This is a genomic window from Aureimonas sp. OT7 (genome assembly GCF_014844055.1).
GTDB lineage: Bacteria > Pseudomonadota > Alphaproteobacteria > Rhizobiales > Rhizobiaceae > Aureimonas > Aureimonas altamirensis_A.
This window is the reverse complement of the sequence record NZ_CP062167.1, coordinates 673,835-686,627: the sequence shown is the minus strand read 5'-3', so window position 1 is coordinate 686,627 and position 12,793 is coordinate 673,835. Positions and strand designations below refer to the sequence as shown.

The following is a 12,793-nucleotide window of genomic DNA, read 5'->3' as shown; positions in this document are numbered from 1 at the left end:
ATTTCAAAAGGACAGACAATGCAGGGCGCCAAACTTCGGAAAAGACTTCTTGCCGGTGAAGCCATCGGGATGATCAATCCACATCAAACCTCGCCGACCCTGGCAGGCCGTCTCGTCGAGTTGGGAGCGGACACGATCTTCATCGATTGTGAGCACGGGGCCTGGAGCTACGAGGATGTGCGCGTAGCAGGCCAGATCGTGCGCGGCGCCGGAGGCGCGATCATCGTTCGTCCGGACTCCCATCAGCGCTCTACCCTGATCCGCTATCTCAATGTCGGGGGCGATGGTCTGATGGTGCCGATGGTGGCCAACGCCGAGGAAGCGCGGCAGATCGTCGACACCGTGCGCTACGCCTATCCCCGGGATCATGAGGACCGCCTCGTCATCTGCATGATCGAGAGCGCAGACACGGTCGAGAACGAACTCGACGCCATGCTAAAGGTCGATGGCGTGGATGTGTTTTTCGTGGGCCCGAACGATCTGGCACAATCGATGGGGTATACCTCCTTCACGCCCTATGGGCTGGAGCCGCCGGCCGATGTCGACGAAATGGTGGAACGCGCGCTTGGGAAGATCAGCGCGGCGGGCAAGGTGGGGGGTACTCTCACCAAGGCGGATCGCCTGAATCACTGGCTGCAGAAGGGCGCACGCTTCATCTACTATCATAGCGACCCAATACTGCGGCAGGGCATCTCGGCCTTCCAGGCGCAGTTGCGCTAGGATCGCGTCGGCCGCTCCCGGCTTCGCCGGGGGCGCGCCAGAACCGGCCTCTACCGCGGTGACGGCCGCTTTTCATACTCCCCGGCAGGTCCTGCCGGGGCTTTTGCTTAGAACACGTATCCGATCATGGCAGGCCGCTTTTCCGGAATGCTCCCTGGCGCATCCCGGCCCGGTCCGCGATGCGCTTCGCCCGTTCAGGCGGGCGGCCGCTTGGAGTGTCATGCGGATGTGGACGCCGGGGGAGAGATCGCCTCCCTGTTTCAGAAGCTCGCGCTGGATCAGCGCCAGATAGAGGCTTGCGGGAGATTGCGACGCATTGGCGGTGAGGGCCGCCGCCGACCGAATCCAGTCGCGCGCAAACCGCTTCGACAAACAAACCGAGGATGCAGGATGACGATCAGGTTCGAGATGACGGGAACGCCGACGGACGGTAAGCTAACGACCCTTTCGAAACGGTTGAACGAGTTCAACGACCCGACAATTGGATTGAGCCAGCGAATGCACTTGGCCGTCTGCGTCCGGGACGCCTCCCTCGACATGATCACCTGATTCTCCGGGTACCGGCGTCGTCTGCCGAGACAGCAAAGTGTGGTAAGCGAACTACGGCGGACCAATACCGCTTGCAGCATCTGGCAGTCAGGTGGATAGCCTACGGATTCTGATGAGCGGCATTCGCCGGGTAGTCGGCCTGTTCCATGACCCGATGGTCTGAACCACTTGTAGGCAGTCGCAGGCTGGCACTTCCGGACGATCAGCCCCCTAGCCCGACACCACCTGACGACCGACGCTTCGATCATCACTTGCCAAGTAGACGGTTGGGAATTGATTTGCGTCGCAAATCCGCCCCCCACAGAGAAACGGCCAACCGGCGCGAATGCAACGGAGATAACTGCTGGTACGCATTACCTGTATGTGTATACCAACACCCCGACAGCCCGATGTCACGAAGTAGCCCTGTACCCCGCCTAACCCCGGCTCAGCGACGCCGACGACCCCTGCCAAGGCACCAAGTCCTGCCAGAGGTCAGTTTGATATGTTCACCGAGATTAGCGTAACGGCACGAGCTTTCCGTGCACTTCTTTCATGCCGCGCTTGAAGATGCGATCGGCCGGTCGCTGCCCGCAAAGCCACCGGTCATATTCAAGCTGTTCCGCTTCGGTGAGCCGACGGCGTGCACGCACACCCTTCCCCGCCCTATCGATCGTCGCCACGTTGGCTTCTGGAATGCGCTTGCTGGAATAGGCTAGTGCGTTCGCTAGATTGTCCACGGGCTTGACCACGATCGGCTTGCGCTTCAGCCGGCCCCGCATCAGCGCGATCGGAACCGGCCGACGCGGTTCTAGTGCCTCCCGGATCTGCGCCGCTGGTGCGTAAGAGGCGATGACGATGTGGAAGTGCGGCGACCAGACGACATAGCCGTCAACGTCTACTTCTAGCGCCACCTCGATGAAGCCGTAAGCAGGATCGCCGCCAAGCACATCGTCGGCCTCGCGAAAGCGCCGTCGTAGGGACGACATCAGGGCTGGCAAGCTGATCCTATCGAGCCCTCCAACCGGGACATCGTAATGCGGATCGATGATTGTGACTGAACTGGCCCCCATTTTGACCGGACGGATTTGAGCCTAAGAAGGAGGCTTGGGGGTATCCCCTGAGCATAGGCTTATGTCCGTGTCAGAGATCATCACCGACGGCGGTCGTCGTCGTCACCGGGGTGCCGCTGAAAAGCTCAGGATTGTCGAGGAGACGCTCGATGGCCGTGACAGCATTTCGGTTGTTGCCCGGCGCAACGGGGTTGCGCCCAACCTTCTGTACCGCTGGCGCCGACTGATGCTGGAAGGCGGGAGCGTTGCGGTTGCCGGTGACGATGACGTGACCAGCAACCGGCAGGTCCGCGAGATGGAGCACCGTATCCGCGAACTCGAGCGTCAGGTCGGCGAGCCAGACCTGATTGGGAGCCGCCGCCTCGAAGTTGCAGGCGAGCGTGTTGGGTGCGATCGGATAGCCGTGGCGGCTGTTCGTCGTTCGGGCGCGACGCGGCAGGGCCGCCAAGCCCCCAGGCCGGCGCGGCGCATCAGCCGCTCCACGCGGGATCGACTGACCCGACGCCCATGCCGCCGCAGGGTGGCGTGGACGCGGGGCGAGCCGTAGCAGCCGCTGCTCTCGGCATGGATCAGGCGGATGTCCTCGGTCAGTTCGCGATTGGCGACAGACCTCGCGCTCTCGGGGCGACCGCGCCAGGCGTAGTATCCGCTGGTCGACAGCCCCAGGACCGTGCACATCACGCGAACCGGCCAGACCTGACGATGCCTTCGACGAACCCGAACTTCATCGGGAGGCCGCTCCGAAGATGAGCGCGGCTCTTTTTAGGATATCTCTCTCCATCCGAAAGCTGCCCATTCTCCCGTCGTATCCGGGCCACCTCTGCGGCCAGATCCGCCGGCGACGGGGACGACGCCTGCGTTGTGGGTCGCCGCGACGTCCCCGTCGCCTGCACCCCGAACTGCGTCATTCATCGGCGCAGCACCGTCTCGTGCAACCCGAGCTCCAGGGCCACCGACCCGACGCTCAGGCCACTGTTGGCGACCCGGTCAACCGCCTCCCGCTTGAATGATTCCGGAAACACCCGGCGTTGAGCACTCATCAGACACTCCTCTCCAGCTCCGAAAAGCTAGCATGGGTGTCCACTCAAACGAGGCAGGATCAATTGATCCTTGCGTGTTGGTGACGTCACACGATAGGCCTGAAAGCGGCGCACAATCTAGCGATCCGCGATACACTCCTCTATGTCTCTTGAGATGTTACCCCTACCTGTCGACCGGTGCATTGGATGAAGAATGGCTGACGAGCAGACGGAGCCGAAACTCAGGGGCAAGCATCCGACCGAGGACCTGATCTATGAGCGGCTCATCGATGCCATCATCGACAAGCACCTGCGCGCGGGCGAACATGTCAACGAAGTCAAACTTGCGGAAGCCTACGATGTGCCCCGCTCGCGTGTTAGGCGTGTTCTGGAGCGTCTGCGGGACGAAGATGTCGTGATTTTCGAACTAAACCGCGGCGCATTCATCAGCCGCCCCACGGTGCAGGAAGCGCGCCACGTATACGAAGCACGTCGGGAACTAGAGCTCGTTACCGTTAAGCTGGCATGCGAACGCGCCACTTCTGCTGACATCAATCGCCTGCGCGCGCATCTTCGCTTTGAGCGCGAAGCGTTCGACAAGCACGATGCCGGCGTCAATCGCATCGCCAGCAACTTCCATCACCTGATCGCATCTATCGCCGGCAATCCCGTTTTCAACAAGATGCTTGGAGTGCTCATACGTCGTGGGGTGCTGATCCAGTCTGTATATGAACGAAAAGGTGGCGTGCTCTGCCTAACTCATGAGCATGAACACATCGTGAATCATATTGCTGAGAACCGACCGCAACAAGCGGTTCAGGAAATGGTGCACCATTTCGAACATATCCTCGCGAGCCTCGACTTGAGCGAAACCCGGCGCCTCGAGGCCGATATCTACGAGTTCCTGAGAGACTAGAGTCGACCTCTTCGCAATCTAGCTGATCCGCCGCTGCGGTTGGCACACCTTTTGCTTACTCAACATTGCACGCAATCATGCTGGCAATGTTGAGGTAGGTTTTCGAAATGCAGATATCCGCCCCTTTCAGGGATCTCGTCGGCTATGGATCTGCTCGTCCGGGCGGACTGTGGCCAAACGGGTCGCGGCTCGCGATCAATGTCGTCGTGAACTACGAGGAAGGCTCCGAGCGTTCCTTCGCCATGGGGGATCCCGACCAGGAATCGATGACGGAATGGGGGAGCTACCCCTTTCCGAAGGAAATCCGGAACCTGGCGATGGAGTCGATGTACGAGTACGGCTCGCGCGTCGGCATCTGGCGCATCCTCGACGCGCTTCGGGTATCTAGCGTGCCCGCCACTTTCTTCGCCTGCGCGGTCGCCTTCGAGCAGAACCCGGACGTGGCACGGGTTGCGGTTGCCGATGGCCACGAGATCTGCAGCCACGGCTACCGCTGGGAAGAGGTTTTCCGGCTGACCGAAGAGGAAGAGCGCGAGCACATCGCGCTAGCGGTCCGATCCTTCGAGAAGACGTGCGGACGGCGGCCTGTGGGCTGGTATTGCCGCTATGGACCCAGTATCCGCACCCGCAGGCTGATCGCCGAGGAAGGCGGCTTCCTCTACGATTCGGACGCCTACAACGACGATGTTCCCTACTTTGTGGAGGCCGCCGGCCAACGCCGCCTTGTCGTGCCCTACACCTGCGACGTCAACGATATCCGCTTCTGGAGTTCACCGGGGCTTGCGCAGGCCGACGACTTTTTCCAATACATGAAAGAGACCTTCGAGGTGCTCTACGCGGAGGCCGCGAACGGCCCGCGCATGATGTCGATCGGCCTGCATCCGCGCATGATCGGCCGGCCGGGACGCATTCGCTCGCTGAAGCGATTCTTCGATTTTGCCGAGCAATACGACGATGTCTGGTTCGCAACGCGCGAGGACATCGCGAAGGCGTGGCTGGAACGCGAGAATTCCGGCGATGCATGAGATCGTCGCATCCCCGATCAGCGCACGCGCCTTCGCGCCCTTCGGAGACGTCCTCATCGACGATACGGGTGCGCTGGCACCATGGAACGGGCGGCCCGAGGCCCACGGCGTCCTGGAGAAGCTCGTGGCCTGCCAACCGGCCCATGCGGGTGGTCATGTCATGCAGTTGCTCGAGCGCCACCGTCATTCGACGCAGGCCTTCTTTCCCCTCGATGCCAACGCGTATCTCGTCGCCACGGCGCCCACGGCGCCGGACGGAAAGCCGCACCTCGACGGCCTCGTCGCCTTCGTCGTTCCGCCCGGATCGGTGATCCAGTACCGCCCCGATGTCTGGCACGCACCATTGACCACGCTCGGTGCCGATGGCCGTTTCGCCATGCACATCTTCAAGGATGGGTCCGAGGCAGATTGCGAATTCTTTCAGATCCCTCCGATCGCCGTGCGGCTGGAGGCTGCCCAGCGCGCACACGGACCGCATCCCACGTCTGGACCGGCGCAGACTTTCCCCATCAATCCCATCAAGGAGTGACTGTCGATGCGCATGAACACATGGTCATCCACTTTATCCGCCCTGGCGCTGTGCTTTATGGCGGCAACCTCTGGCGCCGTGGCGCAAACCGCCACCGAGACGCTTATCGTCGCCGGTCCCCGGACGCCCGAGTCGCTCGACCAGGAATATCCTCCGACAGAAGCGGGCCACGAGGCACGCCGCAACATATTCGAGCGGCTGCTGGTCTACGGCATGAAGACCGACGAAAGCGGCGCTGAGGTCGAGGATTTTTCCAAGATCGAGGGGGCGCTGGCCGAATCATACGATCTGTCGCCGGACAACAAGTCGATCACCTTCCATCTGCGCCGCGGCGTGAAGAGTGCCGCCGGCAACGAGATGACCGCGGACGACGTCATGTGGACGTTCGAGCGCGGCTGGAACATGAAGGCGACGTTCCACTGGTACATGACGCAGATCCTGAAGATCGAGAGCTTTGACTCCTTTCAGAAGGTTGACGACTACACGGTCAAGGTAACGATCCCCAACCCCTCGCTTCTCCTGGCGCGGCTCTGGATCAACAACGATCTCGGGATCATCGACGCGGTCGAGGCCAAGAAGCACATCACGCCCGAGGATCCCTGGGCCGCGCGGTTCCTGGCAACCGACTCTGCATCCTTCGCCCCCTATCACATCGCCAAATTCTCTCCCGGGCAGGAGGTGATCTACGAATCCAACCCCAACTACTACCGGGGCGAGGCGAAGCTGAAGAAGATCATCTTCCGCGAAATGCCGACGTCGTCCAACCGTGTCGCCGCCCTGCAGGCCGGATCGATCGACGTGGCCGAGTGGCTGACGCCACGCGAAATCTCGCTGGTCGAGAAGTTGCCGACGGTGAAGGTCTGGAAGGTGTTCGGAAACTATACGCATCGGCTGGAGATGAACAATTCTACGCCGCCCTTCGACAAGGTCGAGGTGCGCCAGGCGCTGAACTACCTGGTGCCGCGGCCTGAGATCGAGCAGAGCGTGTACATGAATACGGCGCGCCCCACCAAGAGCCCCGTATCCGAGATCTACCCTGCCTACAGCGAGGCTGCCTTCGCCTATGACGACAATGTCGAAAAGGCCAAGGAACTTCTGGCAAAGGCGGGCTATCCGGAAGGCTTCAAGACCGAGCTGGGCTATCGCACCGGCGAGCCGCTGGAAGAGCAGATCGCCGTCGTCCTGAAGACCGCCTTCGCGCGGGCCGGCGTCGAGCTGGAACTGGTGAAGCTGCCGGCCTCGAGCCTCGTGGAGCGATACTCCAAGGGAACCATGCCCATGTTCTTCATCCGCGACATGGCGATCGTTCCCGATGCAGCATACGTCGCCAACCTGTTCATCAACAGCCAGTCGATGGTCAACTTCTCCAAGTACAAGAACGCGGAAGTCGATAGCTTGATCAACAACGCGCTCACCTCGACCGACGAAACCTCCCGCGAAGCCGACATGAGGAAGGTTCAGGACATCGTCGTCGACGAGGCGCCGTGGGTCTTCCTGTTCAATCCGGGCTACCAGCTTGCCGTCAGCAGCAAGGTCAAGGGCTTCACCTGGTACACGCCCAACAGCAACAGCTGGTACGACTTCAGCAAGTAGACCGCATCCCGATCCAGTACCGAACCTGGCCGGGACGCCCGTTCCCGGCCGGGTTCCTTCGCAACCCGCAGACGCTCAGACCGCGGAGATCCTCATGTTAATCGCAGCCCGCAAAGGGTGGCAGTCCTTGCCGCGCAGCCTCCAGATCATCCTGGCGCGGCTGGCGCTGGTGATACCCCAGATGTTCGGTGTCCTGTTCGTCACTTTCTTCCTGATCCGGCTCCTGCCCGGCGATCCGGCCGTGCTGCTGCTCGGCAACATGGCGACGCCCGAGGCGGTGGCGCAGTTGCGCGACAGGCTCGGGCTGAACGACAGCATCTGGACGCAGTTCGTCACCTATTGCGGCAATGTCCTCAACGGCGATCTCGGCATTTCCATCTTCACGTCGAATCCGGTGACGGTGGACCTTATGGAACGGGCGCCCGCAACGCTCGAATTGATCTTCTACGCGATGATCCTGACCGTCATCATTGGCGTGACCGTCGCCATCATATCCGTCGTGCGGGCCGGCGGCCCGGTCGACATCGCGTCGCGCGTCTATGGACTTGCGGCAGGGGCCATTCCCGACTTCTGGATCGGCCTTATCCTCGTCTATGTGTTCTTCACCATGCTGGGCTGGGCCGCTCCGCCCTTCGGGCGCATCGACGCACTTCTGAGCCCGCCGCCCTACGTAACCGGCTTCTACACGATCGACGCCGTCCTGGCCGGCGACATGGAGGCCCTCCGCTCGGCAGCCGGCCGGCTGATACTGCCGGTCGTCACCATCGCAATGGTCAATGCCGGGGCCCTGATGAAGATGACGCAGAGCATCTTCGCCGGCGTATGGCGCAGCGACTTCGTCCGGCATGCGCGCGCCTGCGGCGTACCCGAACGGGTGATCGTGCGGGCGGCCCTGCGCAACAGTCTGCCACCCATCATCACCATCGTCGGCTTCCTCGTCGGCTTCCTTCTGGGCGCTGCCGTCCTGGTGGAGACCATCTTCTCCTGGGGCGGGCTCGGCCAGTACGCCGTGCAGGCGGTCATGAGCAGCGACTACCCTGCCCTGCAGGGCTTCATCCTCGTCGCTGCGGCCTTCATCCTGCTCGTCTATCTCGTCGTCGACATCCTCTACGAACTCGCCGATCCGAGGATCAAGGTATGAACATCGTTCCCGTTCCGCTCCGGCGACCGGCGGCAATCGTCGGCCTGTCGCTCCTGCTCCTGCAGATCGTGGCGATCATCTTCGCTCCGGCTCTCAGCCCGTACGATCCAGTCCAGGCGGACCCCCTCGCCTCGCTGCTGCCGCCGTCTGCCGAGCATTGGTTCGGCACCGACATCAACGGCATGGACATCCTGTCGCGGATTATCTACGCGACGCGGATCAACCTCCTGATCAGCGTCTCTTCCGTTCTCCTGGCCTTTGTCGTCGGCGTCCCGCTCGGCCTGCTGATCGGCTATTACCGGGGCCTTCCCTCGAACCTTGCCATGCGCCTGTTCGACTTCGTGCAGGCCTTCCCGATCTTCGTGCTCGGCATGGCGCTCGTGTCCGTCATGGGACAGGAGATCTGGAATGTCGCGATCGTACTGGCCATCCTGTTCATCCCCATCTTCGCCCGCCTGATCCGGGCCGAGGTCCTGTCGCTGCGCGAAAGGCCCTTCGTTGCCGCGGCACGGTGCAGCGGCGCCACCGATCTCGACATCATGTTCCGGCATCTCCTGCCCAATGCCCTGATGCCGGCGATGGTGCAGGTCTCGATTTCGATCGGCATGGCGATCCTGTTGACGGCCGGCCTGTCCTTCATCGGCGCCGGCGTGCGCATGCCCGTTCCCGAATGGGGCCTGATGGTCTCCTCCGGGGCGCAGCAGATGATCCTCGGCGTGTGGTGGGTATCCCTGTTTCCGGGCCTCGCCATCGTCATCGCCGTCCTGTGCTTTGCTCTCCTGGGCGATGTCGTGCGCGACCTGCTCGATCCCACCAAGGCCACCCGCAACGGAAGCGATGCCGCGCCGCACCCCCTAGACCGGCCTGTAGGAGACGTCCAATGAACCCGGCAACCGCACGGACGGAACCGGCGCTCCTGAAGATCGAGGGGCTCTGCGTCGCCGGTATGTCGGACCGGGGCGAGACGCCGATCCTGCAAGACCTGGACTTCGAGCTGCGGCCCAACGAAATCCTCGGCGTCGTCGGGGAAACGGGTGCCGGCAAGTCGATCCTGGCGCGCGCCATGATCGATCTCCTGCCTCCGGGCGTTCGCCGTACCAGCGGCGAGGTCTTCCTGCGAGGCAAGCCGATCAGCCAGTTCGGGGACCGCGAGCGCCGCGCCATGCGCGGAGGCGACATCGCTCTGATCGGCACCAATGCGAAAGCCTTGCTGGACCCCGTCGAAATGGTCGGGAAGCAGGTCGTGCGTGTCCTGCGCAGCCATCGGCGCATGCCGGTACGTGAAGCCTGGCGGCGCGCGGTCGAATTGCTGGCGAGCGTCGGGATCGTTGATCCGGAGCAGCGGGCACGGGCCTATCCGCACGAGCTGTCCGGCGGCATGGCGCAGCGGGTCGTCATCGCCATGGCGCTGATCACCGAACCCAAGATTATCCTTGCCGACGATGCGACGCTCGGTCTCGACGCAACGGTTTCGGTCCAAGTGCTGGACATGCTGGTCGACCGTGCCCGCACGCTCGGCGTTTCAGTAGTGCTCATCACCCACGACCTCGGCATCATCGCGCATTATTGCGACCGCGTGGCGATCATGCGCCGTGGCCGGATCGAGGAGATGGGCGATACGACCGGCTTCTTGGCAGGTCCGAGAACGACCTACAGCCGCGAGCTGATGGAGGCCGCCAAGGCACGTCCGGTACCGGCCATGCGGCGGACCGGGAGCGAACAGGCGCCCCTGCTCGCCGTCCGCAAGCTGGTGAAGCTCTTTCCAGGCAGCCGGCCCGGCGAAACGGTTCGGGCGGTGGACGATGTCTCCTTCGACATCGGCCGGGGCCAGACACTTGCCCTCGTGGGGGAAAGCGGATCGGGTAAGACGACGATCGGCCAGTGCCTCGTGCGGCTTCTGGAAAGTACGTCAGGGCAGATCGTCTTCGATGGCGAGGATGTCACGCAACTGCCGGAGGCCTCCTTCCGCAAGCTGCGCAGGCGGGTGCAGATGGTGTTTCAGGAGCCCTACGTGGCCCTGAACCCGCGCTGGCGCGTGCGGCACCTCGTCGACGAGCCACTCCGCATGCTGGAGCGCGTCCCTTCTGCCGAAAGAGTGAAACGGGTGCACCGCGTGCTGGAACTGGTGAACCTGCCGAGTCGCTACGCGGACCTGTTCCCGCACGAGTTGACCGCCGGCGAGCAGAAGCGCGTCGGTATGGCGCGCGCTTTAGTAACGGAGCCGGACTTCGTCATATTCGACGAGCCCACCACGGCGCTCGACATCCGCGTCCGCGCGCAGATCATCGATCTCGTCCGGGACCTGCAGTCGCGCATCGGCCTGTCGGCGCTTTTCATCACCCACGACCTCAATTCGGTTCGCTCCCTCGCGCACGATGTCGCGGTCATGAACCGGGGACGCATCGTGGAGACGGGCTCGATCGACGACGTGTTCCGCCGGCCGCAGGATCCCTATACCCGAAAGCTGCTCTCGGCGGAGCTCGCCGTCGAGCAGGAGGCTGCAGCTCATGGCGTGGCAGTACCAGGCGAGGCAGCCCTATCGTGAGCGAAGGAACCATACTCGTCACCGGCGCGTCGGGCCTGATCGGCCAGCGCCTACTTTCGCGGCTGCTGAACGATGGGCGCGCGGCGGTCGGCATAGACCTGTCGCGAAAGCCGGGGCAACGGCCGGTCGATATCGCCGATGTCGCGGACATACACCGCCTGCATGCCATCGCCGCGAAGGCCAACGCGACATCCATCGTCCACTGCGGTGCTGTTTCAGGCCCCATGGTGCTGATCGACAACCCATACGGCATCGTACAGGCAAACGTCGTCGGAACTGCGAACATGCTGGAACTGGCCCGCATCAGGGGCATGCGGCGCTTCGTCTTCTGCTCCTCGACCAGCGCCTACGGCCCGACGCCCGATCCGGAGCCGGGCTCTCCGACCGTTTCGGAGGATGCGCCGCTGCGACCGTCCAGCGTCTACGGCGCTACGAAGGTGGCCGGCGAGCAACTGCTGGCAGGGTACCGCCGACAGCACGGGCTTGATGGCGTGGCGGTCCGGCTGTCCTGGGTCTATGGCCCCGGCCGCACGACCGACTGCGTCATCCGCACGATGATCGAGGATGCACAGGCAGGCCGTTCGACGCGCCTGCCCTATGGCGGCGGCTTTCCCAGGCAGTTCATCCATGTGGACGATGCCGTGGACGCGCTGCTTGCAGCCCATGATGCACCGTCCTGCCCGCGCAGCGTCTATAACGCGACCGGCGGCAGCTTCCTGACGATCGACGCGATCGCCGCTCTTGTCTCAAGCATGCTTGAGCATGCCCGGATCACGGTGGCCGACGGCCCCGACCCGCTCGACGACTATCAGCATCGCTTCGACATCACCACCATTGCCGAGGACCTCGATTTCGTTCCGTCGCGGACGCTGGAGGCCGGAATTAGCGCCTATGCGGACTGGCTCGGGCGTAGCTGACACCATGACAACGGAGAACAGCATGCAGCAATTCGATCTGACCGGCCGCACGGCCCTCGTGACCGGCGGAAGCCGCGGCATCGGTGGCGCGATCGTCGAACTCTTCGCAGCGCAGGGCGCGAAGGTTGGCTATTGCCAATATGGCGACGACGCGAATGCGACGGCGCTTGCGGCGCGCCTGGTCAAACAGGGGACGCCCGTCCATCACACGACGTGCGACGTATCCAGCCCGTCCGACGTCGAGGCCCTTGCCGCATGGAGCGGCGAGGCCCTCGGCCATGTCGACATCCTCGTCAACTGTGCAGGCATCGGCGGCGACGTCGCCTTCGAGGACATTACCCTCGACGACTACGATAGGGTGATGGGCGTCAACCTTCGCGGCACCTTCATGGTCACGCAGAAATACTATCCGGCAATGGCGGCGCGCGGCTGGGGCCGGATCATCAATTTCGCCTCGCAGCTCGCCTACAAGGGTGCGCCGGGCTTGACCCATTATTGCGCGGCAAAGGCCGGGATTGTCGGCCTGACACGCTCGCTCGCTTATGAGGCGGCGCCCAAGGGCGTCACGGTCAACGCCATCGCCCCTGGCCCTGTCGAAACCCACATCCTTATGGGGCTGAGCGACGAATGGCGAGCGATGAAGAAGGCGCAACTTCCCATCGGGCGTTTCGGTCGCGTGGACGAGATAGCACCGACCGCGCTGCTGCTCGCGTCGGAGGCCGGGTCCTTCTTCATCGGTCAGTCTCTGTCGCCCAATGGCGGCGACGTGCTCCTATAGTCTCGGCGG

Annotated in this window: 12 protein-coding genes and 2 pseudogenes; 12 read left to right on the top strand and 2 right to left on the bottom strand. The window is 63.1% G+C overall.

The window, feature by feature from the left end; translation table 11 throughout:
* Positions 1-18: 18 nt before the first annotated feature.
* Both IGS74_RS03250 and IGS74_RS03245 read left to right on the top strand, forming a co-directional pair.
* On the top strand, positions 19-720 hold the full coding sequence (locus IGS74_RS03250; RefSeq protein WP_192389288.1) for an aldolase/citrate lyase family protein: 702 nt from the start codon (positions 19-21) through the stop codon (positions 718-720).
* 390 nt (positions 721-1,110) lie between these two features.
* Positions 1,111-1,269, top strand: a complete 159-nt coding sequence (locus tag IGS74_RS03245) for a hypothetical protein (RefSeq protein ID WP_192389287.1) — start codon at positions 1,111-1,113, stop codon at positions 1,267-1,269.
* A gap of 497 nt (positions 1,270-1,766) precedes the next feature.
* Here the strand turns inward: IGS74_RS03245 and IGS74_RS03240 are convergent, their stop codons facing one another.
* Positions 1,767-2,249 (bottom strand): hypothetical protein, encoded by a 483-nt coding sequence (locus tag IGS74_RS03240; RefSeq protein ID WP_192389286.1) that lies wholly within the window; start codon positions 2,247-2,249, stop codon positions 1,767-1,769.
* A 106-nt stretch (positions 2,250-2,355) separates the two neighbouring features.
* Here IGS74_RS03240 and IGS74_RS03235 point away from each other — a divergent pair.
* Positions 2,356-2,655, top strand: a pseudogene (locus IGS74_RS03235) (transposase); the annotation flags it as partial.
* On the opposite strand, the pseudogene IGS74_RS03230 reads toward IGS74_RS03235, so the two are convergent.
* Positions 2,644-3,361 (bottom strand): annotated as a pseudogene (locus tag IGS74_RS03230) (IS3 family transposase); the annotation flags it as partial. The pseudogenes IGS74_RS03235 and IGS74_RS03230 overlap by 12 nt on opposite strands.
* Before the next feature lie 193 nt (positions 3,362-3,554).
* Here IGS74_RS03230 and IGS74_RS03225 point away from each other — a divergent pair.
* The 9 genes from IGS74_RS03225 to IGS74_RS03185 all read left to right on the top strand — a co-directional run bounded on the left by IGS74_RS03225 (position 3,555) and on the right by IGS74_RS03185 (position 12,784).
* Entirely contained in the window at positions 3,555-4,256 is a 702-nt protein-coding gene (locus IGS74_RS03225; RefSeq protein ID WP_192389285.1) for a GntR family transcriptional regulator, read from the top strand.
* A gap of 107 nt (positions 4,257-4,363) precedes the next feature.
* Positions 4,364-5,281: an allantoinase PuuE gene (locus tag IGS74_RS03220; RefSeq protein ID WP_210316424.1), complete on the top strand. Its 918-nt coding sequence runs from the start codon at positions 4,364-4,366 to the stop codon at positions 5,279-5,281.
* The gene (locus IGS74_RS03215) at positions 5,274-5,810 is read left to right on the top strand and encodes an ureidoglycolate lyase (protein WP_192389284.1); all 537 of its coding nucleotides are present in this window, start codon (positions 5,274-5,276) and stop codon (positions 5,808-5,810) included. Before IGS74_RS03220 ends, IGS74_RS03215 begins: the two co-directional genes overlap by 8 nt.
* A 6-nt stretch (positions 5,811-5,816) precedes the next feature.
* Positions 5,817-7,403: an ABC transporter substrate-binding protein gene (locus IGS74_RS03210; protein ID WP_192389283.1), complete on the top strand. Its 1,587-nt coding sequence runs from the start codon at positions 5,817-5,819 to the stop codon at positions 7,401-7,403.
* Positions 7,404-7,497: 94 nt separating this feature from the next.
* On the top strand, positions 7,498-8,544 hold the full coding sequence (locus IGS74_RS03205; protein WP_206688208.1) for an ABC transporter permease: 1,047 nt from the start codon (positions 7,498-7,500) through the stop codon (positions 8,542-8,544).
* Entirely contained in the window at positions 8,541-9,428 is an 888-nt protein-coding gene (locus IGS74_RS03200; protein ID WP_192389282.1) for an ABC transporter permease, read from the top strand. Before IGS74_RS03205 ends, IGS74_RS03200 begins: the two co-directional genes overlap by 4 nt.
* The gene (locus IGS74_RS03195) at positions 9,425-11,089 is read left to right on the top strand and encodes an ABC transporter ATP-binding protein (protein ID WP_192389280.1); all 1,665 of its coding nucleotides are present in this window, start codon (positions 9,425-9,427) and stop codon (positions 11,087-11,089) included. Before IGS74_RS03200 ends, IGS74_RS03195 begins: the two co-directional genes overlap by 4 nt.
* On the top strand, positions 11,086-12,006 hold the full coding sequence (locus IGS74_RS03190; RefSeq protein WP_192389279.1) for an NAD(P)-dependent oxidoreductase: 921 nt from the start codon (positions 11,086-11,088) through the stop codon (positions 12,004-12,006). Before IGS74_RS03195 ends, IGS74_RS03190 begins: the two co-directional genes overlap by 4 nt.
* A gap of 22 nt (positions 12,007-12,028) precedes the next feature.
* On the top strand, positions 12,029-12,784 hold the full coding sequence (locus IGS74_RS03185; RefSeq protein ID WP_192389278.1) for a 3-oxoacyl-ACP reductase family protein: 756 nt from the start codon (positions 12,029-12,031) through the stop codon (positions 12,782-12,784).
* Positions 12,785-12,793 lie beyond the last annotated feature (9 nt).